The following is a 20215-nucleotide window of genomic DNA, read 5'->3' on the forward strand; positions in this document are numbered from 1 at the left end:
GCGCTCGGCCGGGTTACCCGGCATGCTTGTCGGCGTGCGGATCACCTCTGCCCTTGTGGACCCGGCGTTGCTCGACCTCCCCTGGTCGACCCCGCTGGAGGAGTGGCCTGCCGAGCACCTGGTGGCGCTGCCGCAGGGCATCTCTCGGCACATCGTCCGGTTCGTCCGGTTCGGCGGGTACGTGTATGCGTTCAAGGAGACCCGCGAGCGGATCGCCGAGCGGGAGTACGACCTGCTCCGGGCCCTGGAGCGGATCGACTTCCCGTCGGTCGAGGCGGTGGCGGTCGTCGCCGACCGGCAGACCGAGGACGGGGAAACTCTCGAATCGGTGCTGATCACCCGGCACCTGCAGTTCTCGCTGCCCTACCGGGCGCTCTTCTCGCACACCCTGCGGCCGGAGACGATGGGCCGGCTGCTCGACGCGCTGGCCGCCCTGATCGTCCGGATGCACCTGACCGGCTTCTTCTGGGGCGACTGCTCGCTGTCCAACACCCTGTTCCGCCGGGACGCCGGCGCGTTCGCCGCCTACCTCGTCGACGCCGAGACCGGGGCGCTGCACAACACCCTGTCCAACGGCCAGCGGGGCGAGGACCTGGAGATCGCCCAGGTGAACATCTTCGGCGAGGCGCTCGACCTCCAGGCGGCCGGGCTGCTGCACGAGTCCATCGACCCCGAGGTGGTCTGCGAGGAGGTCGTGCAGCGCTACGAGCGGCTCTGGCACGAGATCACCTACGAGCAGCAGGTCGAGCGGGAGGCCCGGCACGACATCGAGGGCCGGATCCGCCGCCTCAACGAGTTGGGCTTCGACGTGGCCGAGGTGGCCCTGTCCACCATCGCCGACGGGCGGTACCTGGTCCGGCCGAAGGTGGTCGACGCGGGCTACCACACCCGCCGGCTGCTGCGGCTGACCGGCCTGGACGCCGAGGAGAACCAGGCCCGCAGGCTCCTCAACGACCTGGACGCGTACCGGGCGGAGAGCGACCTGACCGACGAGCAGCAGGCAGCCCACCGCTGGCTGACCGAGGTGTTCGAGCCGGTGGTCCGGGCGGTGCCGGCGCACCTGCGGCGCAAGTTGGAGCCGCAGGAGCTGTTCGCGCAGATCATCGAGCACAAGTGGCTGCTGTCAGAGCGGGCCGGCCGGGACGTCGGCATGGGCCCGGCGGTGCAGTCGTTCCTGTCCGACGTGCTGGTGCACCGCCCGGACGAGCAGGCCATCCTCGGCGTCGAGGTCGACGCCCTCGGCTGAGCGACGCCGGGCCGCGCCACCCGCCGCCCTTGGTTGAGCGCCTACCGGCCGCGACGCCTGCCCGGCGCGGAACGCCCCGGGGCTCCTCGCGGGGGTAGCCAGCACGTCCAGCGGGCATGCCAAGTCGGCCCCTTTGGAGCTGCCCGCATAAACGGGGCAGCCGCAGACGGGGCCGAACCGGGCCCTGCCCGTCGGGCGTGGGCGCGTGGACGGGGCAGCTCCAAAGGGGCCGCGCATGTTCCTGCCCGTCGGGCGTGGGCGCGCGGGCGGGGCAGCTCCAAAGGGCGTGCGCCGGGTTGGGTCGGCCCCGACCCAGCGTCCCGATCAGGTGGGGCGTCACTCCAGCCAGGAGCCGCCCTTCATCACCCGGACCACGTTCAGGTCGTCGTCGAGGACGACCAGGTCGGCGCGGAGGCCAACCTGGAGCGCGCCGACCCGGTCGCCGAGGCCGATGGCCCGGGCCGGGGTGGTGGCCACCATCCGGCAGGCGTCCGCCATCGGGATTCCGGCGTGCACGGCGTGCCGCAGGGCGGCGTCCATGGTGAGGGTGCTGCCGGCGATCGCGCCGCCCCGGGTCAGCCGGGCCACCCCGTCGGCCACGGTGACGGACTGGCCGCCCAGCTCGTACTCGCCGTCGGGCATGCCGGCGGCGGCCATCGCGTCGGTGATCAGGGCGGCCCGCTCCGGGCCGGCGGTCGAGGTGGCGAAGGTGAGCATCCCGGCGTGCAGGTGTACCCCGTCGGCGACCAGCTCGCAGACCACGCTCGGGGCGTCCAGCAGGGCCACCACCGGGCCCGGCTCGCGGTGGTGCACCGGGCGCATGCCGTTGAACAGGTGGGTGCCGACACTTGCGCCGGCTGCCACCGCGGCCCGGGTCTGGTCGTACGTGGCGTCGGTGTGGCCGACCGCGGCGACCACCCGGTGCGCGGTGAGCAGCTTGATCGCCTCCAGCGCGCCGTCCCGCTCCGGGGCCAGGGTGACCATCCGGACCGCGCCGCCGCCCAGCTCGATCAGCGCGGCCAGCTCGTCGGTGGACGGGTCGCGAAGGAACTCCGGGTTCTGCGCGCCGCACCGGGCCGAGGAGAGGTACGGCCCCTCGAAGTGGACGCCGGCCAGCACGCCCTCCTCGACGAGCGGCCGGAACGCGGCGGTGGCGTCCCGCATCAGCTCGTACGGTGAGCTGACCAGGCTGGCCAGCAGCGTGGTGGTGCCGTGTCCCAGGTGGAAGGACGCCGCCTGCCGGGCGGAGTCGGCGTCGCCGGTGGTGAACGTGTGCCCGCCCCCGCCGTGGGTGTGCATGTCCACGAAACCCGGCACGATCCAGTGCCCGTCGCGCGCGGACGGATACTCGGCGACGGCGGTGATCCGGTCGCCGTCCAGCTCCACGCAGCCCTGCCGGACCACGCCGGTCGGGGTCACCACCTTGCCGTTCACCCGAAGCGCCATCACTTCTCCAGACTGTCGAGGGCGAGCAGGGCGGCGCCGAGGCAGCCGGCCTCGTCGCCGAGGGCCGCCGCGACGAGACGCGGCTCCCGGTGGAATGTCATCCGCTCGTGCAGCGCCGCGCGCAGCGGGTCGAACAGGAGGGGCCCGGCCTGGGCCAGGCCGCCGCCCACCACGACAGTCTCCACGTCGAACAGGGACTGGCCGGTGGCCAGGCCGTCGGCCAGCGCCTCGACGGCCTCCGCCCAGACCCGGGTCGCCGCAGGCTCGCCTGCTGCGGCCCGGTCGGCCACCTCGGCAGCGGTCGCGGGGACGCCGGTCAGCTCGGCGTACCGGCGGGCGATCGCCGAGGCCGAGGCGACCGCCTCCAGGCAGCCGCGCCGGCCGCAGCCGCAGCGCGGGCCGCCGGGGCGGACCAGGATGTGGCCGATCTCCCCGGCGGCGCCGTGCGCGCCGGTGGCGGCCGACCCGTCGACCACGTGCGCGGCGGCGATGCCGGTGCCGATCGCCACGAACAGCACGTGCCCGGTGCCCCGGCCCGCGCCGAGCCGGGCCTCGGCCAGGCCACCGGCGCGCACGTCGTGGCCGAGCGCCATGGGCAGCCCGAGCCGCGCCACCGCCAGGTCCCGCAGCGGTACGTCCCGGAAGCCGACGTTCGCCGACCACACCGCCACCCCGGCGGCCTCGTCGACGACGCCGGGGACGGCGACGCCGAGCGCGACCGGCTCGAACCCGTCGGCCCGCGCCTTGCCGGCCAACCCCTCGGCGACGTCCAGGATGGTGTCGACCACCGCGCCCGGGCCCCGGCCCGCGTCGGTGGGGTGGCGCTCGGCGCGCAGGGCGCCGCCGTCCCGGCCGACCAGGGCGCACTTCATCCCGGTACCGCCCACGTCCAGCGCGACGACGACGTCGACTGGGCTCACGTGAGCACCACGGAGCGGCTCAGGTGCCGGGGCGCGTCCGGGTCGAGGCCGCGGCTGGTGGCCAGGGCGACGGCGAAGCGTTGGGCGAGGATCAGGTCGGCCATCGGGTCGACCGGGGTGCGCCCGGCCGCCCAGCTCGTGAGCACGGTGTGGCAGCCGTGGGTGCGGCTGTGCACGAAGGCGGCCCCGGTGGCTGCGACGTCCTCGGCCAGCCCTTCGGGGATGTCGCCGAACGCCCAGACCAGCCGGCCCGGGGCGGCGATCGAGATCGGGCCGTGCCGGTAGTCCATGGCCGGGTACGCCTCGGCCCAGAAGGTGGCCGTCTCGCGGCACTTCAGCGCGGCCTCCTGGGCCAGGCCGACCGTCCAGCCCCGGCCGAGGAAGGTGACCTGCTCGACCTGGGCCGGGTCGATCGGCAGCGGGGCCCGGACGGTGACCTCGGCATCGGCGGAGAGCGCGGCGAGGTTGTGGCCGAGGTGGGCGCGGAGCAGGGCCAGCGCGGTGGTCGCGAACCGGGTCTGCACGACCGAGCGTTCGTCGGCGAACGGCATGGTGATGGCGGCGGAGGCGAACTCGACGGCCGGGGAGCCGGGGTCGCCGACGATGACGGTGGTGGGGAGTCGGCCGCGCAGCGCGGCGAGCAACTCCAGCACCTCGGTGGTGGTGCCGGAGCGGGTGATGGCGATCAGCCGGTCGTAGCGGCGGCCGGACGGGAACTCGGACGCCTGGAAGGCGTCGGTCTCGCCGTGGCCGGCGGCCTCACGCAGCCCGGCGTACGCCGTCGCCATGAACCACGACGTGCCGCAGCCGACGATGGCGACCCGCTCCCCGGGGCGCGGCAGGTGCTCGGTGACCGTGGGGGCCAGCAGCGCAGCCTCCCGCCAACAGTCGGGCTGACTCGCGATCTCCGCGTGGACGAACGCCATGAGAACTCCTCACCGGGCGGCCGTGCGCAATACGGCGCAATATGGCCGTCTTTCGCGCGTTATTCTGCGCGAGACATCGCGACCCTGGCAACCGGCTGCCCGATCGCGCAGAGCGAAGTTTTGCGCCTACGTAGTTTCGCGCACTACTGTGCACGCAATCAATCACCCTTCGTGCAGAATCGGTGGAGGCACCCGCGGTGGACCGGTACGCCCGATGGAACGCGCTGCTGGAGATGCTCACTGACAACGGCCGGGTGAGCGTCGAGGATGCCGCGGGGCGGCTGGACGTCTCCCAGGCCACCATCCGGCGCGACTTCGACCAGCTCGCCCAGCAGCAGATGATCACCCGGACCCGGGGTGGCGCGGTGGCCAACGGCGTCTCCTACGACCTGCCGCTGCGCTACAAGACCGCCAAGCACTCGGCCGAGAAGCAGCGGATCGGCGCCGCCGCCGCCGCGCTGGTCTCCCCGGGCACCGTGGTCGGCCTCAACGGCGGCACCACCAGCACGGAGGTGGCCCGGGCGCTGGCCGTTCGGCCGGACCTGAACACCAACGCCGAGGGCGCCCAGCTCACCGTGGTCACCAACGCGCTCAACATCGCCAACGAGCTGCTGGTCCGGTCCCGGATGAAGGTGGTGGTGGCCGGCGGGGTGGTCCGCCCCAAGTCGTTCGAGCTGGTCGGCCCGCTGGGCGGGGCGCTGCTGCGCGAGGTCACCCTGGACGTGGCCCTGCTCGGGGTGGACGCGATCGACCCGCAGCTCGGCGCCGCAGCCCACCACGAGGGCGAGGCGGCGATGAACAACCTGATGGTGGCCCGGGCGAAGCGGGTGGTGATCATCGCGGACTCGTCCAAGCTGGGCGGGCACGCGTTCGCCCGGATCTGCCCGGTCGACCGGGTGGAGACGCTGGTGACCGACTCCGGCGCGGATGCCGGGTTGGTCGAGGCGTTCCGGGCGGCGGGCGTGCACGTGATCTGCGCCTGAGCGGCCGACACGCCGAACTGCATACCGGGTATTGCGGGCCGGTGTATACCGCGTATGGTGTGCCTCGTCACCTGCAGCTATCGGGGGAGGCGCAGCTTTGCCTGCTGTCCTGGAAATAGAAGGTCTACGTAAGACGTACAAGAGCCGACGCCGGGGCGTGCGACATGCCCTGGACGGCTTCGACATGCTGGTCGAGCAAGGCCAGGTGCACGGCTTCCTCGGCCCCAACGGGTCGGGGAAGACCACCACCCTGCGTACCCTGCTCGGTTTGATCCGGCCCAACGGCGGCCGGATGGCGATCCTCGGTCAGGAGGTGCCGGCCGCGCTGTCCGCCGTGGTTGGCCAGGTCGGCGCGATCGTGGAGAGCCCGCAGTTCTTCCCGCACTTCTCCGCCCGCGACACGCTGTCGCTGCTCGCCGGGGCCGGCGAGGTGCCGCAGAACCGGGTCGACGAGGTGCTGGAACTGGTCGGCCTGCGGGACCGCGCCGGCGAGCGGGTCAAGACGTACTCGCTGGGCATGAAGCAGCGGCTCGCGGTCGCCTCGGCCCTGCTCAAGAAGCCGAAGCTGCTGATCCTGGACGAGCCGGCCAACGGCCTCGACCCGGGCGGCATCCGGGAGATGCGCACCCTCACGCGCGATCTGGCCGCCTCGGGGATGACCGTGGTGCTGTCCAGCCACATCCTCGGCGAGATCCAGCTCATCTGCGACTCGGTCACCATCATCTCGCTCGGCCGACGGGTCGCGTTCGGCCCGGTCGACGAGGTGCTCGCCGAGCACTCCGGCGGCGCGGTGCGGGTCCGCCTGGAGGCGGCCACCGACCTGCCGAGGGCAGCCGACGCGCTGACCCGGGCGGGCGTGGCAGTGACTGCCCAGCCCGACCACCTGATGCTCGCCGGGGTCGACAAGCCGGCCATGGTGAGCCGGCTGCTCGCCGAGCAGGGCCTCTACGTCAGCGAGTTGGCCCCGGTCACGGTCGACCTGGAGAGCGTCTTCCTGGAGCTGACCGCGACCGCCCCCGTGCCGGGGCAGCACCGCCAGGTCGACGAGTCCACGAAGGTCGGCGGCGCGGGTCAGCCCGGCGCCGTCGGAGGAGGTTGGGGCGCATGAGCCTCTATCGCACGGAACTGCGCCGGCTGGGCAAGCGGCGCTTCACCCGCTGGGCGACGCTGCTCGGCCTGCTGGTCCTCGGGGCGGTGCTCGTCGGGGTCTTCTTCACCAACCAGAAGATCGGCACCGAGCAGCAGGCCGCCGCGCAGCGCCAGGCCGAGCAGCAGTACCAGGAGCAGGCGCGCTGGGCCGAGCAGGAACGGGCGGCCTGCGTACAGGCCAAGGCGTCCGGCCAGGAGCAGTCGGAGGGCCGGTACCCGCAGGACTGCGCGATGATCGAGGGTCCGCCGCGGGAGAGCATCCAGGCGGAGTGGTTCCTGCCGTCGACGTTCGACTTCCGCGGCAGCTTCGAGGAAATGATCGTCACGTTCACCGCGATCCTGGCGGTGATCGGGTTCGTGGTCGGTGCCTCCTTCGTCGGCGCCGAGTGGAGCTCCGGCGGGATGATGAACCTGCTGCTCTGGCGGCCCCGGCGGCTCACCGTGCTGCTGACCAAGCTGGCGGCGCTGCTGACCGGGCTGGTCGCCCTGACCGTGGCCGCCGCGGCGGTCTGGACCGCCGGGTTCTGGCTGGTCGGCACGCTGCGCGGCAGCACCGCGAAGATGACCGGCGGGACGTGGCAGTCGTTCGCGCTGACCGGGCTGCGCGGGCTGGTGCTGATCGTGGTCGCGGCGACCATCGGGTTCGCGCTCGCCTCGCTCGGCCGGCACACCGCGATGGCCCTCGGCGGGGCGATCGGGATCGCCGTGGTCGGCCAGTTCGGCGTCGGCATCCTGCTGTCGATGGCCGGGACCCGGTTCATCGAGGCGTGGCTGCTGCCGACGTACGGGTTGGCCTGGATGCAGAAGAAGGTCACCCTGGAGAACTACGAGGCCTGCAACGCCACCTACTACGGGGAGTGCAAGCCGGACACCCTCGACCTGACCTGGCAGCACGCCTCGATCCTGCTCGCCGTCGGGCTGGTGGCCGCCCTCGGGGCGGCGCTGGTCACCATGCGCCGCCGCGACATCGCCTGACCTGCGGCGCTTCCGTCACACCGGCCGGCCCGGGCCGCACCGCTCGTCCGATGCGGCCCGGGCCGGCCCTGGTTAGGCTGGGGATCCCCCGGTCGGCACGCCACTGCCGGCCTCTCGCCCGCCCGCGTGAGGAGCGCCATGCCGCCTGCCGACGCCTCCCCGGCCGCCACCGCCCGGTCCGAGCCGTCGGGCACCGACGTCCGGGAGGGCATGACCGTCCCCCCACCCCGCTCCGCGCCCAAGTCGGCCACTTCCACCCCGGCGTCCCCGCCGCCCGGCGTCCCCGCGACCCTTCGCCACGACGCCCCCGACCCGGCGGCCATAGCCCCGGCGGAGTCCACCGACGGGGCCGACGACGCGGGTACGGCTGGCCCGGTCGCGGCCCCCGCCGCCGGTCTGACCGAGCGGGAGCTGCGCGTCCTCGCCTTCGAACAGCAGTGGTGGCGGCACGCCGGAGCCAAGGAACAGGCGATCCGGGACACCTTCGGGCTCTCCGCGACGCGCTACTACCAACTGCTCAACGGGCTGCTGGACAACCCGGCCGCGCTGGCCGCCGAGCCGGTGCTGGTCGGCCGGCTGCGCCGGCTGCGCTCCTCGCGGGCCCGCAACCGACGGCGCTGAGCTGCGCGGCCCGCACCGGTGTCGGCCGCCCGCCGGCACTCCACCCGCTCAGTGTTTCTCGTAGCTGCGCAGCCCGTTGCCGATGGCGAAGAACGTCGGGGCCCACTCGCCGATGAAGATGCCCCAGCGGTCCGCCCGCGCCACGCCCGCCCGTTCCAGGTGCTTGGACATGAACCAACTGGTGAACGACAGGCCGATACTGACGAACCCGGCCAGGTAGGCGTGCTCCGCCTTGATGCCCGACTGATGCAACCGTGCCAACATGCGATCCCCCTGTCGTCGTCGAACGGCTCCCGAGTCGCTGGCCCCGGCGTGTGCCGCGTCGGGCCGCTCCGGTAGTCAACCACTTCTGACGCTACCGTCAGTAACTGCGGCATAATGCAAAGTGGTGAGAATGGTCGGTCGTCGGCCCCGTGATCGGCATGTCTCCTGCGGCGTGGGGTAGCCGGCCCGGCGACGGAGGGAGCGCGGTGATGGCGGCGGCAAACGGGGGCGTACCGCGCGGGGACGCCCGGCCCGCTCGGGCGACGGAGACGGTGACCGCGCCCGGCACCCGGGCCGCCTCGACTGGCCCGATGATGCAGGTACGGTCGGCGTCCGCCCCGGCGCCCGGCCGGGCGGTCAACGAGGATCTGGTCTTCCGGTTCGGCCCACTGGTCGGGGTGCTGGACGGCGCGACCGTGCCGGACGGCTTCGACACCGGCTGCCGGCACGGTCCCGCCTGGTACGTCCGGCACCTCGCCGCCCGGATCGGGCTGGCCGTCGCGGCCCGCCCGGCGGCCACGCTGATGAGCAGCCTCGCGGCGGCGATCCTCGCGGTTCGGTCGGACCACGGCGGCGGGTGCGACCTGGACCACCCCGGCACGCCCTCGTCCACGATCTGCCTGCTCCGGGGGAGCGGCGACGAGGTGGACTGGCTGGTGCTCTGCGACAGCCCACTGGTGCTCGACACCGGCGACCGGGTCGACGTGGTCGCCGACGACCGGCTGGAGACCGCGATGGCCGACCTGCGCCGGATGGCGGCGGAGTTGCCCGGCGACGGTGACCGGGCCGCCTGGTTCCGGCGGGCCGTGGGACTGCAACGGGGTCGGATGAACCGGACGCACGGCTACTGGGTCGCCGCCGCCGACCCCGACGCCGCGTACCACGCGGTCACCGGCACGGCCTCGTTGCGCGGGCCCGATGCGGTGCGCCGGGCGGTCCTGCTCAGCGACGGCGCGTCCAGTTCGGTCGAGCAGTTCGGGCTGTTCGACTGGGCGGGGCTGGTCAACCTGGTGACCGCCGAAGGGCCGGGCGCGCTGATCGACCGGGTCCGGTCCGCGGAGCGCGACCTGCCGGAGCGGCTGCGCCGGCACAAGCGCACCGACGACGCCTCGGTCGTCCTCTGCGAGTTCGACCCGGTGTGACGCCGGCCGCCGCCACGGCCGACCGGCTCATGTCCGCCGTCGCAGCGGTGGCGCTGGGGGAAAGGGTGGACTCGGACGGGCTTCGGCCGGCAGACTGCGGCACGTGACAGGTGTGGTCCGGTTGGAGCCGGTGGACGAGCGGAACCTGGAGCCGTTGCTCTCGGTGGCGGTCGCCGAGGCCGAGCCGGACGACGTGATGCCCCCGGTCGACGCGCCGGCAGGCTGGTCGCACGCGCGCCGGGAGGCGTTCCGCGACTACTACCGCACGGGCTTCGCGGGGCTCGACGGCCGGGCCGGCACCCGGATGTACGCCGTCCTCGTGGGCGGTGAGGTGATGGGGATGATCCGGATGACCCGCTGCCCGGCGCCAGGCACGGTCGAGACCGGCCTCTGGCTCGGCCGGTCCGCCCGGGGGCAGGGCGTGGGTGCTGCCGCCCTGCGCGAGCTGCTCAACCTCGCGGCGGCGGCCGGGATGCGTACCGTCGTGGCGGAGACCACCCGGAAGAACGCCGGGGCACTCTCGGTGCTGGGCAGGTGTGGCGCCACCCTGGTCGAGGACGGCGACGCGGTTCGCGCCGAGATATCCCTCGACGCCACCCCGCCCGCCCTCTGACGGGCAGCGGGCTGCCGTCGAGGCCGCTGTGGCGGTGCACGAGGCGCTCGCCGGGTACGCCGTGGCCGCCCATCGGCACGCCGCACAGGACCGGCGGCTCTCCGGCGCGCCCACCGCGATGGTGCTCAACGGGGCTTACCTGGTGGAGCCGGTGGCGCCCGGCGGGTTCACCGCCCTGGTGGCGGGGCTCGCCGGCCGCCATCCCGAGGTACGTCTGGAGCTGACCGGGCCCTGGCCGGCGTACTCGTTCGCGGAGCAGCGGCCGCCGGAGCCGGCGCGGACGCTCCGGGAGCCGGCGCGCTGACCAGCGCGCCCGATCGCGTCGGTCAGCGCGCCGCCCTGGCCTCCGCGTATGCCGCCAGCCAGGCGACCTGGTCGGGGTCGAGGGACGGCCGGACCCGCCGTCGCGCGGACTCGACGTGCCCGGCGGTGATTGTCGACGCGGTCATCGACTCCCGCATCGCGGCGAGCGCGGCCTCCCGGACCAGCGCCGCGCAGTCGGCAGCCGAGAAGCCGTCCAGCCCGTCGGCGAGCGCGGCGAGGTCGACGTCGTCGGCCAGCGGGACGTTGCGGGCGGCGGCGCGCAGGATCTCCGCCCGGCCCGCCCCGTCCGGCGGGGGCACGTACACCAGCCGCTCCAGCCGGCCGGGCCGCAGCAGGGCCGGGTCCACCAGGTCGGGGCGGTTGGTCGCGCCGACCACCACCACGTTGCGCAGCGACTCCACCCCGTCCAGCTCGGTGAGCAGGGCGGCGACCACCCGGTCGGTGGTGCCCCCGTCGCTGGCCTGCCCGCGAACCGGGGCGAGCGCGTCCACCTCGTCGAGGAACACCAGCGTCGGGGCGGCCTCCCGGGCCCGGCGGAACAGCTCCCGGACCGCCCGCTCGCTCTCGCCGACCCACTTCGACAGCAGCTCCGCGCCCTTCACCGAGAGCACGTTCGCCCGGCCCGACCCGGCCAGCGCCGTGACCAGGTACGTCTTGCCGCAGCCGGGCGGCCCGTAGAGCAGCACCCCGCGCGGCGGCTGCACCCCGAGCCGGGCGAAGGTGTCCGGGTAGGTCAGCGGCCAGAGCACCGACTCGGTCAGCGTCTCCTTGACCTCGGCCATGTCCCCCACGTCGTCGAGGGTGACGTTGGCCAGCTCCAGGGTGGACCCGGCCATCGTGGTCGGCCGGACCACCTCCAGGGCGGCGGTGAAGTCGGTCATCGCCACTGTCGGCGACTCGGCCGACTTCTGCCGCAGAGCAGCCCGCACCCCGGCCTCCCGGACCAGCGCGGCCAGGTCGGCGGCGACGAACCCCGGGGTACGCCCGGCGACCTCGTCGAGCCGGACATCCCCGGCCAGCGGCACCTGTCGGGTCAGCACGGTGAGCTGCTCCCGGCGCAGTGCCTGGTCGGGCAGGGGGACGGTGATCCGTAGCGAGAGCAGGTCCGGCGCGCGCAGCGCGGGGTCGACCGCCTCGGGACGGCTGGTCGTGCAGACCACCGCCGTCCCGGCCCGGACGGTCTCGGCGAGCAGCTGCCGGAAGACGGTGGACAGCGGTCCGGGGTTCTCGGCGGGGGCGAGCGCCTCCACGTCGGTGACCAGCAGCACGGCCGGGCCGTTTCCGCGTACCTCGTCGGCGGTGGCGCGCAGCCGTCGCGCCGCCGCGTCGTTGGTGAGCGCCGCCAGCTCGGGGGCCCAGAGCGGTCGGACGGTCGCGCCCACCCGGGCGGCGACGGCCCGGACCAGCGCGGACTTGCCCGACCCGGCGGGCCCTGCGACCAGCACCCCGAGCGACACGGCGGTGCTCAGCCGGCCCAGCACCTCCCGGTGGTGGAACCCGAGGTCGAGCAGCTCGGTCAACTCCTCGGCCTGGGCCCGCAGCCCGGGCAGCTCGTCCACGCCGGGTGCGTCCTCGGTCCCGCCCGCGTCGTCGGGCCGGTCGGCCGGCTCGTCGGTCCCGTCGGCCCGGTCGGCCGAGGCGTCGGCCCGGCCGGCCCGGTCGGCCGTACCGCCGTCCGGCCCGGTGCCGGGCCGGGCCGCGCCGGGCCGGCCGCCGGTCCGGGTGGTCTGGCCGTGCTCCCAGCCGACCACCGTGTCCATGGTGACCAGCGCCCCGAAGCCGGGCTCGGCGGCGGTCACGGTGAGCAGGGTGCTGGTCCAGGCGTACCCGACCGTGTTGGAGAGGCTGCGCCGGGCTGCCTCGACGAGAGTGCGTACGGAGGCGTCCGGCAGCACGTCCTGGGGCAGCAGGGAGACGTCGTCCCCGGCGGTCACCACCTTGCCGAGCAGGGCGAGCCGCAGCATCTCCGGGGAGACGGCGGCGACCACCTGGACCGGCCCGGCCAGGGTCACCCGGCGGGCGGGGACCACCGGCGCCCGGCTCACCGTCACCTGCCCGCCGTCGCGGATGCCGAGGTTGCCCAGCAGCAGATCGTCGGCGTAGAGCAGGGCGGTGCTCGCGGCCGGCCCGGCCGGGGCGACGATGCCGGCGGTCACCCGCTGCCCGGCCAGCCGGACCGGGTCGCCGGGCCGCAGCGCCAGTGCGGTCAGCACCTCCGGGTGCAGCCGGACAACGCCGCGCCGGGCGTCCAGCGCGGCGGGGCGCAGGCTGGCGGTGAGGGTCAGGTCAGGTGCGGCCATCGCCCGAGGGTAGCCGCCGGGCAAGGAAGACCCCGCACAAGCGCCGCCGAGCGGGCCGGACCGCCCCGCGCTGTCGCCCACACGTTCGTGGCCCGTCGGTGTCGGCCGTCGGATGAGAGCGGTGGGGTTCAGGGCGGTGGAGTCAGGGGCGGTCGCCGAGGCCACCGAACAGGGACTGGTCGCGCCGGATCAGCTCCGCAAGCCGGGCCGTCGGGTCCGCCGTGAGCTGGTCCGGGTTGGGCACCCACGCCGGCACGGTCCTTACCGACAGCGGCCAGACCGGCGGCGGGACGGTGGCCGCCTCCGCACCGACCGTCACTTGCCCGCCCGACCAGCCGACCCGCAGCGGGTACGCCTGCCCGTCGTGCTCCACCCGGACCGTGACCGTCACGCCGGGGTGCGTCGCCACCACCCGGGCGACCGCCTCGGCGACCTCCGCCACCGGATCCCGCCCGACGGACGCGTCCATCGTGCCGCCGGCAGTCCCTACCCCGCCGCCCACCGTGCCGCCCGTCGTGCCGCCCACCCCGCCGCCCACCGTGCCGCCCGTCGTGCCGCCCACCCCGCCGCCCGTCGTGCCGCCGGCAGTCCCTACCCCGCCGCCCACCGTGCCGCCCGTCGTGCCGCCCACCCCGCCGCCCGTCGTGCCGCCGGCAGTCCCTACCCCGCCGCCCACCGTGCCGCCCGTCGTGCCGCCCACCCCGCCGCCCGTCGTGCCGGCCGTAGGGCCGGCTGGCAGGGCGCGGAGGGTCCCTGCCCGGCCCGGCGGGCCGGCCAGCCGGTCCGCGTCCCCGCCCACCCGGTCCGGCGGGGTGCCGGTCGCCGCCCCGCTCGGGCCGACGTCACCCCCCTCCGGGGGAACCGGGACGGGGTCGCTCGCCGGCCGGCTCGGGACGGTTGCCCCGCCCGGCCGGCCCCGCCCGGCGTCGCTTCCCGGCGGCACCCCTTCGGCATCGGCGGCGGACGGGGCTGCCGCCTTCCGGCCGGGCTCCTCGGCCGGCTCGGCGCCCCGCCGCCGGAGTGCCTCCTCGCGTCGGGCCAGCCGGGCGAGTGTCTCGTCCAGGTCACCTCTCATGTCGCCATCCCTTCCGGTGAATCGGATCCCGAGGCAGGGCTCGTTCAGTCCCGTCCCTCCCGGGTGGCCCGGTCCAGCGCCCGGTCCAGGACGACCAGCAGGGCGTCCCGCACCGAGAGCCGGTCCCGGGCGTCGAACCGGATCAGGGGCACCTGATCGCCGATGGCCAGGGCCCACCGGATCGAGGTGAGGTCCAGGGCCAGCCGGCCGTCGAAGGCGTTCACCCCGACCACGAACGGCAGCCCGGCCCGCTCGAAGAAGTCGATCGCCGGATAGCAGTCGTCCAGCCGGGTGCTGTCCACCACGACCAGCGCGCCCAGCGCTCCCCGGGCCAGGTCGTCCCACATGAATCCGAACCGGGCCTGGCCGGGGGTGCCGAAGAGGTAGAGCTTGAGGCTGCGGTCGATGGTCACGCAGCCGAAATCCATCGCCACCGTGGTGGTGGTCTTGCCGGACCGACCGCCCGGGTCGTCGATGCCGATCCCGACGCTGGTCATCTCCGCCTCGGTGGTCAGCGGCGTGATCTCGGAGATGGCCCCGACCGTGGTGGTCTTGCCGACCCCGAACCCGCCAGCAATGAGGATCTTGACCGGGATCGGTGGGGCGACCCGGCCCGGACCGCGGTCCGGCGCGGCGTGCTGCGGCCCGGCCGGCGGCCGGTACGGCGGCGGCGGAGCTGTCGGCGGTGGAACCGGCGACGGTGGGGCCGGCGGAGTGGCCCGTCCGGTGGCCGGCGCGGTGCCCGCCGGAGTGCCGTAGCGGGTGGTGGCGCTGTTGGCGGCGAGCCCGCCGAGCGGGGCCGCCGGCCATTCAGGAGATCGCACGGAGTCCATCAATCACTCGCAGGATGAGGTCGGGGTCAAGGGCGTCCTCGGCCGTGCCGACGTGCACGTCGAGGTGGCCGGCGCCCCGCAGGTCGCCGACCAGGACCCGGGTGACGCCGAAGTGCATGCGGGTCCGGGCCGAGATCTCGGCGACCGAGATCGGCTCGCCGCAGAGCGCGATGATCGCCTGGAGCTCCGGGGCGAGCCGGGACGCGGGTGTGACGTTCCACCCGCCGGCCTCGGCCCGGGCGGTCACCTGGGTCTCCAGTCCGATCGCCGGGTCCGCCCCGGCCACCCGGCCGGCGGTCAGCACGAACGGGCGCGGGCCGGCCGGCCGCTCCGGCTCGGGGACAGCCGGCGCGCCAGGGACGCCGTCCGGCCCGCCGTCGCCGCCCGGGGACGACGCCCGCAGGTAGGGCCGGATCCGGACCGTGGGCTCCGGACCCGGCCCGGTGCCGGCGGCGTCCGAACTCACTGCTGGACGGCGTTCTTCAGCTCGACGATCAGTCGTGGGGTGAGGGCGCCGCCGGCCCGCCCGGCGAAGAGGGTCATCTCGTACGCCACGGTGCCGAGGTTCGCTGACCGGTCGGCGACGACCCCGAGTACGGATCCGCTGCTGATCGCGCTGATCAACAGGTAGCCGTCGGTCATGTCGACGATCACCCGGTTCAGCCCGCCGAGGGCGTACCAGCTCGCCGCGCCGCCGGCGAGGCTCGTCATGCCGGAGACCACGGCGGCGAGGCGTTCGGCGTTCGACCGGTCCTTGATCGCCGACATGGCCATCAGCAGCCCGTCGGAGGAGACCGCGATCGCCTCCATCACCCCGGCGGTGCTGGAGGTGAAGGAGTCCAGCAGCCAGTTGAACGTCCGGGCCTCGGGGCTGAGGTCCCCGGCGCCGGGGTGGTTCTGGTGCTCGACGTTGTCGTGCAGGAACGGGCTGGTCACCGTGTTGATCCCTCTTCATGGCGGCGGGCTGGACAGACTTCGCGCAGAGCACGGGCGACGCCCGCCTCGAACTGGTTGATCAGGTCCCGCACCTCGGCCGGGTCGCCGGGGTCGGAGACCGGCAGGGGTCGGGGCGGCGAGACGGTCAGGTTGGCGCCGGGGACCCGCCGGCTCAGCCGGGGCGAAACCGGCGGCTTGTTCGCCGCGGCCGGGTCGCCGGTCGGGGCCCGCAGCCCCGCCCGGCGTACCCCGGCCTCGAACTCCTCGACCAGGGCGCGGGCGGCGGCCGGATCGGCGGTGGACCCGTCCACCGGGCCGGCCACCGGCCCGGTGCGGGGCAGGCTCGCCCCGGGGATGCGCTGCCGGATGCCCGAGCCGCCGCGCAGGGCGCCGGCCACCGACCCACCCGACCCGGCGACCGGAGGGGCCGACCCGGTGCCCGCCCCCGCCCGGGGCGTCGGCCAGGTCGGCGGCCCGATCTGCGGAGCGGTCGGCGGGCCGGGTGGGTCGCCGGGCCTGCCGAACAGCGGCCAGGAGGGGAAGGAGGTGCCCCGGGTCCGCACGGGCAGCGGCGGCGCGGCGGCGGGGCCGGCCCCGCCGACCGCCGCGCCGTCACGGGGCGGCCGGGCCGCGCCGGAGGCCGCCGGGGGAGCGGCGGCATCGGACACGACCGGCGTGACGTCGGCGGTCGGCGGGGTGATCACGGGTGGCGGCGGGCCGGCGGCGGGAGCTCCGGTCCGGTCCGGCCCGGCGGCCCCGGCGACCAGGGCCCCGGTGCCGGCCCCGAAGGCGTTCCAGGGCTGTCCGGACTCCATGGACCGGGTGGCCCGGCTGAGCAGCTCGGGGTCGAACCCGGGCGACGCCGTCGGGTCGAGCGGGTCGGCCCCGACCGTCGGGTGGGGCGACGCGGCCACGGCGGCCAGGGCCCGCCTGGGGCCGATCGGCTCCGGCCGGGCGGGGGTGGTCCGCCGGTCCCGGTCCGGCACCGACGCCCGGGCCACGTTGGCCCCCGCCCGGTCGGCCGGCGGTACGACCAGCAGCGCCGACGGGATCTCCAGCCGGGCGGTGACCCCGCCGACAGCGGTCGGGACGAGGTCCACGGTCCAGCCGTGCCGGCGGGCCAGCCGGCCCACCACGAACAGGCCGAGCACCTCGGTCGGGGCGAGGTCGAGCCGCTCCCGGCGGGTGAACCGGGCGTTCGCCTCGGCCAGCCGCTCCTCGGTCATCCCGATGCCCCGGTCCACCACCGACAGCCGGACCCCGCCCTCGGTCGGCGCGGCGGTGACCGTAACCCGGGTGTGTGGCGGGGAGAAGACGGTGGCGTTCTCCATCAGCTCCGCCGCCGCCAGCACCAGGTCGCCGACGATCGCCGGTGCCGCGGACACGCCGGGCGGGACCTGCACGTCGACCCGGGTGTAGTCCTCGATCTCGCCGAGGGCGAGGCGCACCGCGTCGGCCAGCGGCACCGGGGCGACGTGCCCGTCGGCGTCGGTCGACCCGGAGAGCACGACGAGGCTGCCGGCGTTGCGGCGTAGCCGGCTGGAGACGTGGTCGAGGCGGTACAGGTGCTCCAGCCGGGTCGGGTCGGTCTCCTGCCGTTCCAGCTGGTCGATGAGCGCGAGCTGCCGGCCCACCAGGTTCTGTGTGCGGCGGCCCACGTGCCCGAACATCTGCGCCACGTTGCGCCGCCCGGCGACCTGCCGCTCCACCAGCCGCGCGGCGGTGGTCTGCACCCGCTCGAACGCGCGGGCCAGGTCGCCGACCTCGTCCCGCCCCCGGACGTCGACCGGGTCGAGGCGGATCGGCGGGACGCTCTCGATCTCGTCGTCGGCGATCCGGACCAGTTCGGCTTCGGCGGCCCGGGCGACCCGATCGGCGCTGTGGGTGAGCCGGGTCAGCGGGCGGGCCACCGTCCGGGCCACCGCCACGCTGAGCAGCACCACGACCAGCAGGATGGCGAACGCCGCATCGCCGACCAGCCAGGCGGCGACGAGCGCCCGCTGCTGTTCGGCCCGTACCTGCGTGGTGACGTCCGCGATGATCTTCTTCTCGACGAACTGGCCGAGGGTGATCATCGAGCGGACCGACGGGAAGAGCGTGTCCAGCGGGATCATGGAGATCGCGGCGACGGGGTCCCGCACGCTGTGGGCGAGGAACGCCGGGCTGGTCCGGGCGGCCACCGCCGCGTCGTCGAGCAGGGCCAGCTGGTGCTGCTCCGGGGTGATCAGGTTGCGGAACCGCTCGTTGTTCACGTTCAGCTTGGCCATGCAGGCGAGGTAGCTGGCGGAGACCTGCGGGTCGCCGGTGGCCCGGACCAGGACGATCAGGGTGGCGCACGCCCCGATCCACTCGTCGGCGCGCAGCAACGCGTCCAAGGCCAGCACCTGCTGGCCGATCGTGGTGGTGGTGTCGACCTGCCAGGGCAGCCGCAGCGACTCGATCAGCGTCATGGAGACCGGGCCGAAGGTCTCCATGACCTGCGTGGGGGTGGCCCGGCCGGCCAGCACGGCGGTACGCAGGTCGGCCAGCCGCCGCACCCCGTCCAGGGCGGTGGCGACCCGGGCGGGGAGCTGGTCGCCCAGTTCGGCGCGCAGGTCGGCGACCCGGTCGTCCACGGTGGCCGACGCCTGGATCAGCTCGGTGCGGGTGACCCGGCCGAGCAGCAGCCCGACCGAGAGCAGGCGCTCCTGCTGGATGCCCTGCACCAGCGTGCCGACCCGGTTGGCCACCCGGACGCTCTCGGCGGTGTCCGCGGCCCGCCCGGCGGCGGCGATCCGGTCGAACACCACCGGCACGGCGAGCCCGACCATGCTGAGCAGCGGAATGATCACCAGCAGGGCGAGCTTGCCCCGGATGCGGAGCCTACCGAGCAGCATCGAAGGGCCCCCACCGTGCGGTGCCGGCGGCGCGGCCTCGCCCTGCCGGCTGGAGCGTCCGGGGCTCGGCCGGGGCGAGCGTGCCGAGCGGGGCGGGCCCCCGGGGCTCGCCCGGCGGCTCCCAGCCGGTGCCACCCGGCGACGCGCCGGCGTCCTCGTCGGCCCGGTGCTCCCCGACGGCCCGACGGCGGGCCCGACGGTACGCGGCGACCAGCATCGCCGCGAGCGCGGCGACCAGCAGGACGGCTGCCCCGAGAGCCGCCCCGGCCAGCCACCGCTCCCGGTCGAGCCGGTCGACCCGTTCCCGCAGCAGCACGTCCAGCTCGTCGAGGATGACCGGCTGGAGCTGCCTGGCGGCGCTCTGCGCGTTGTTCCGGGCGGCGGTCAGTTCGGTCAGCCCGCCCAGCCCCGGGGCATCCTCGGTGCCGGCCTGGCCGGTCGGGGCGGAGAGCGCGGCGAGCCGCTCGACGGCCCGCTGGTAGTTGTCGAGCGGGGTGAGCACGTTGGCGCCGAGTTTGGTGCTCTCCGTGCTGTCGACCGCCGCGCGCAGGTCGGTGACCAGGTCGGTGGCGGGAGTGAGGGCGGCCACCCGCAGGCCGGCCAGCTCGGGCCCGGTGCGGATCCGCTCGGCGGTGGGGCGGCGGGCGGCGAGGGTGGCCAGGTCGGCGAGGCGGCCGGCGGTCACGAGCGCCTCGGGCAGCTCCTCGCTGACGGCGTCCTGGAGGAAGAACGAGTCCGACTGCGGGTCCCGCATCAGCCCGGAACCCTCCCGCACCTTGCGGTGCAGGGCCAGCAGCAGGTCGGTGACCTCGCCGTACGCGACGAAGGCTGCCTCCGGATCGGTCAGCGCCCGGTCGGGCAGCGCCTCCAGCTTGGCCCGGAGCCCGGTCCACCGGTCGTGGGTGCGTAGCTGGTCGCCGATGCGGGTGTCCACCGAGGCGGCGTCCTGCACCGCCCGGTTCAGCGCATCGCGGGACGCGGTCCGCCCGGCGACGGCCGCTGACTGGGCGTCGACCAGGGCCAGGGTGACGGGGCCGAGGGCCCGCAGGTACTCCACGCCCATCCGCTCACGGACCGCCAGCCCCCGGTCGTCGTCGGTGAGCCGCCGCTGCTGGGCGAAGAGGAACGCCACCGGCACGAGCAGTGCCACGACGAGCAGCAGCGGCAGCACGCGACCCGGGAGGGCAGGCCGTCGGGGGACCCGCTCCGCAGGGACGGTCATGGATGGCTCCTCCGGCGACGGCGGGGGACGGGCAGGTGTCGGGGGTCGCCGATGCAGTCCCGCTCACCGGACCGGAAAACTAACCGACCAGGTAGGGCCGGCAGAGCCGCCGGTCGGTCAGTTTTGCGTCACTTCGAGCGATGTAACGCCGTGTGCAGCACGGCCGCACTCTTGGTGCCCACGGTTCGGTGGACATGGATGGATCGGATGTGATTTTAGGAGGAACATCGGAATTCACGTGATCCGAATTCATCTCACTGGGCCGCGCCGTACCCTGCGCGGTCGATCCGATCCGGCCGCCGATCGGCCTCACCGGACGGACGTACGGAGGATCTCAGCCAACGCTCAGGAATTGCCCCGTACC

At 75.0% G+C, this 20215-nt stretch carries 19 protein-coding genes; 8 read left to right on the plus strand and 11 right to left on the minus strand.

The features are described 5' to 3' along the window. Nucleotides 1–22 precede the first annotated feature (22 nt). Nucleotides 23–1246, plus strand: a complete 1224-nt coding sequence (locus tag OG559_RS14235) for a DUF4032 domain-containing protein (protein WP_405115877.1) — start codon at nucleotides 23–25, stop codon at nucleotides 1244–1246. A 336-nt stretch (nucleotides 1247–1582) separates the two neighbouring features. Here OG559_RS14235 and nagA read toward each other — a convergent pair whose 3' ends face one another. From nagA to OG559_RS14250, 3 genes are read right to left on the minus strand one after another with little or no spacing between them, the layout of a single operon-like run. Further along, a complete protein-coding gene (gene nagA, locus OG559_RS14240) occupies nucleotides 1583–2692 on the minus strand; it encodes an N-acetylglucosamine-6-phosphate deacetylase (protein WP_405115879.1) in 1110 nt (369 codons plus the stop codon). Next, complete coding sequence (locus tag OG559_RS14245; RefSeq protein WP_405115881.1) at nucleotides 2692–3612, minus strand: ROK family protein; 921 nt, start codon at nucleotides 3610–3612, stop codon at nucleotides 2692–2694. The genes nagA and OG559_RS14245 overlap by 1 nt, the downstream gene beginning before the upstream one ends. Then, nucleotides 3609–4538, minus strand: coding sequence for an SIS domain-containing protein (locus OG559_RS14250; protein ID WP_405115883.1), 930 nt, complete (start codon nucleotides 4536–4538; stop codon nucleotides 3609–3611). Before OG559_RS14250 ends, OG559_RS14245 begins: the two co-directional genes overlap by 4 nt. A 197-nt stretch (nucleotides 4539–4735) precedes the next feature. Here OG559_RS14250 and OG559_RS14255 point away from each other — a divergent pair, with 197 nt between their 5' ends. The 4 genes from OG559_RS14255 (at nucleotide 4736) to OG559_RS14270 (ending at nucleotide 8266) form a co-directional block, all read left to right on the plus strand. Further along, on the plus strand, nucleotides 4736–5521 hold the full coding sequence (locus OG559_RS14255; protein ID WP_405116653.1) for a DeoR/GlpR family DNA-binding transcription regulator: 786 nt from the start codon (nucleotides 4736–4738) through the stop codon (nucleotides 5519–5521). A 184-nt stretch (nucleotides 5522–5705) separates the two neighbouring features. After that, nucleotides 5706–6629, plus strand: coding sequence for an ATP-binding cassette domain-containing protein (locus OG559_RS14260; protein WP_405116655.1), 924 nt, complete (start codon nucleotides 5706–5708; stop codon nucleotides 6627–6629). Continuing rightward, nucleotides 6626–7645 carry an ABC transporter permease subunit gene (locus OG559_RS14265; RefSeq protein WP_405115885.1) on the plus strand — a complete coding sequence of 340 codons (1020 nt, stop codon included), beginning with the start codon at nucleotides 6626–6628 and terminating at the stop codon, nucleotides 7643–7645. The genes OG559_RS14260 and OG559_RS14265 overlap by 4 nt, the downstream gene beginning before the upstream one ends. A gap of 138 nt (nucleotides 7646–7783) precedes the next feature. Continuing rightward, nucleotides 7784–8266: a DUF3263 domain-containing protein gene (locus OG559_RS14270; RefSeq protein ID WP_405115887.1), complete on the plus strand. Its 483-nt coding sequence runs from the start codon at nucleotides 7784–7786 to the stop codon at nucleotides 8264–8266. A 48-nt stretch (nucleotides 8267–8314) separates the two neighbouring features. Here the strand turns inward: OG559_RS14270 and OG559_RS14275 are convergent, their stop codons facing one another. Then, nucleotides 8315–8530, minus strand: coding sequence for a hypothetical protein (locus OG559_RS14275; protein WP_396677554.1), 216 nt, complete (start codon nucleotides 8528–8530; stop codon nucleotides 8315–8317). 209 nt (nucleotides 8531–8739) lie between these two features. Here OG559_RS14275 and OG559_RS14280 point away from each other — a divergent pair, with 209 nt between their 5' ends. From OG559_RS14280 to OG559_RS14290, 3 genes are all read left to right on the plus strand, one after another. Next, complete coding sequence (locus tag OG559_RS14280; protein ID WP_405115889.1) at nucleotides 8740–9672, plus strand: hypothetical protein; 933 nt, start codon at nucleotides 8740–8742, stop codon at nucleotides 9670–9672. Between the two features lie 103 nt (nucleotides 9673–9775). After that, the gene (locus OG559_RS14285) at nucleotides 9776–10285 is read left to right on the plus strand and encodes a GNAT family N-acetyltransferase (protein WP_405115891.1); all 510 of its coding nucleotides are present in this window, start codon (nucleotides 9776–9778) and stop codon (nucleotides 10283–10285) included. After that, a complete protein-coding gene (locus OG559_RS14290) occupies nucleotides 10209–10589 on the plus strand; it encodes a GvpL/GvpF family gas vesicle protein (protein ID WP_405115893.1) in 381 nt (126 codons plus the stop codon). The genes OG559_RS14285 and OG559_RS14290 overlap by 77 nt, the downstream gene beginning before the upstream one ends. 22 nt (nucleotides 10590–10611) lie before the next feature. On the opposite strand, the gene OG559_RS14295 is transcribed toward OG559_RS14290, so the two are convergent. The 7 genes from OG559_RS14295 to OG559_RS14325 all read right to left on the minus strand — a co-directional run bounded on the left by OG559_RS14295 (nucleotide 10612) and on the right by OG559_RS14325 (nucleotide 19851). Then, complete coding sequence (locus tag OG559_RS14295; protein ID WP_405115895.1) at nucleotides 10612–12909, minus strand: AAA family ATPase; 2298 nt, start codon at nucleotides 12907–12909, stop codon at nucleotides 10612–10614. Nucleotides 12910–13051: 142 nt separating this feature from the next. Next, nucleotides 13052–13984, minus strand: a complete 933-nt coding sequence (locus OG559_RS14300; protein ID WP_405115897.1) for a hypothetical protein — start codon at nucleotides 13982–13984, stop codon at nucleotides 13052–13054. A gap of 44 nt (nucleotides 13985–14028) precedes the next feature. Next, the gene (locus tag OG559_RS14305; protein ID WP_405115899.1) at nucleotides 14029–14817 is read right to left on the minus strand and encodes a GTP-binding protein; all 789 of its coding nucleotides are present in this window, start codon (nucleotides 14815–14817) and stop codon (nucleotides 14029–14031) included. Further along, the gene (locus tag OG559_RS14310) at nucleotides 14795–15283 is read right to left on the minus strand and encodes a DUF742 domain-containing protein (protein ID WP_405115901.1); all 489 of its coding nucleotides are present in this window, start codon (nucleotides 15281–15283) and stop codon (nucleotides 14795–14797) included. The genes OG559_RS14305 and OG559_RS14310 overlap by 23 nt, the downstream gene beginning before the upstream one ends. Continuing rightward, the gene (locus OG559_RS14315) at nucleotides 15280–15753 is read right to left on the minus strand and encodes a roadblock/LC7 domain-containing protein (RefSeq protein ID WP_387014522.1); all 474 of its coding nucleotides are present in this window, start codon (nucleotides 15751–15753) and stop codon (nucleotides 15280–15282) included. Before OG559_RS14315 ends, OG559_RS14310 begins: the two co-directional genes overlap by 4 nt. Next, nucleotides 15750–18629 carry a nitrate- and nitrite sensing domain-containing protein gene (locus OG559_RS14320; protein ID WP_405115903.1) on the minus strand — a complete coding sequence of 960 codons (2880 nt, stop codon included), beginning with the start codon at nucleotides 18627–18629 and terminating at the stop codon, nucleotides 15750–15752. Before OG559_RS14320 ends, OG559_RS14315 begins: the two co-directional genes overlap by 4 nt. Then, complete coding sequence (locus OG559_RS14325; RefSeq protein ID WP_405115905.1) at nucleotides 18616–19851, minus strand: hypothetical protein; 1236 nt, start codon at nucleotides 19849–19851, stop codon at nucleotides 18616–18618. The genes OG559_RS14320 and OG559_RS14325 overlap by 14 nt, the downstream gene beginning before the upstream one ends. Nucleotides 19852–20215: the final 364 nt, after the last annotated feature.

This window comes from Micromonospora sp. NBC_01405, assembly GCF_045040155.1.
In the GTDB taxonomy this organism is placed as follows: Bacteria; Actinomycetota; Actinomycetes; order Mycobacteriales; family Micromonosporaceae; genus Micromonospora.

What these genes read in the sequence shown, in the direction of transcription:
- OG559_RS14235 (WP_405115877.1), top strand. Translation starts at nt 23, where the DNA reads ATGCTTGTCGGCGTGCGGATCACCTCTGCCCTTGTGGACCCGGCGTTG.
- nagA (WP_405115879.1), bottom strand. Translation starts at nt 2,692, where the DNA reads ATGGCGCTTCGGGTGAACGGCAAGGTGGTGACCCCGACCGGCGTGGTC.
- OG559_RS14250 (WP_405115883.1), bottom strand. Translation starts at nt 4,538, where the DNA reads ATGGCGTTCGTCCACGCGGAGATCGCGAGTCAGCCCGACTGTTGGCGG.
- OG559_RS14260 (WP_405116655.1), top strand. Translation starts at nt 5,706, where the DNA reads ATGCTGGTCGAGCAAGGCCAGGTGCACGGCTTCCTCGGCCCCAACGGG.
- OG559_RS14265 (WP_405115885.1), top strand. Translation starts at nt 6,626, where the DNA reads ATGAGCCTCTATCGCACGGAACTGCGCCGGCTGGGCAAGCGGCGCTTC.
- OG559_RS14270 (WP_405115887.1), top strand. Translation starts at nt 7,784, where the DNA reads ATGCCGCCTGCCGACGCCTCCCCGGCCGCCACCGCCCGGTCCGAGCCG.
- OG559_RS14275 (WP_396677554.1), bottom strand. Translation starts at nt 8,530, where the DNA reads ATGTTGGCACGGTTGCATCAGTCGGGCATCAAGGCGGAGCACGCCTAC.
- OG559_RS14280 (WP_405115889.1), top strand. Translation starts at nt 8,740, where the DNA reads ATGGCGGCGGCAAACGGGGGCGTACCGCGCGGGGACGCCCGGCCCGCT.
- OG559_RS14295 (WP_405115895.1), bottom strand. Translation starts at nt 12,909, where the DNA reads ATGGCCGCACCTGACCTGACCCTCACCGCCAGCCTGCGCCCCGCCGCG.
- OG559_RS14300 (WP_405115897.1), bottom strand. Translation starts at nt 13,984, where the DNA reads ATGAGAGGTGACCTGGACGAGACACTCGCCCGGCTGGCCCGACGCGAG.
- OG559_RS14305 (WP_405115899.1), bottom strand. Translation starts at nt 14,817, where the DNA reads ATGGACTCCGTGCGATCTCCTGAATGGCCGGCGGCCCCGCTCGGCGGG.
- OG559_RS14320 (WP_405115903.1), bottom strand. Translation starts at nt 18,629, where the DNA reads ATGCTGCTCGGTAGGCTCCGCATCCGGGGCAAGCTCGCCCTGCTGGTG.
- OG559_RS14325 (WP_405115905.1), bottom strand. Translation starts at nt 19,851, where the DNA reads ATGACCGTCCCTGCGGAGCGGGTCCCCCGACGGCCTGCCCTCCCGGGT.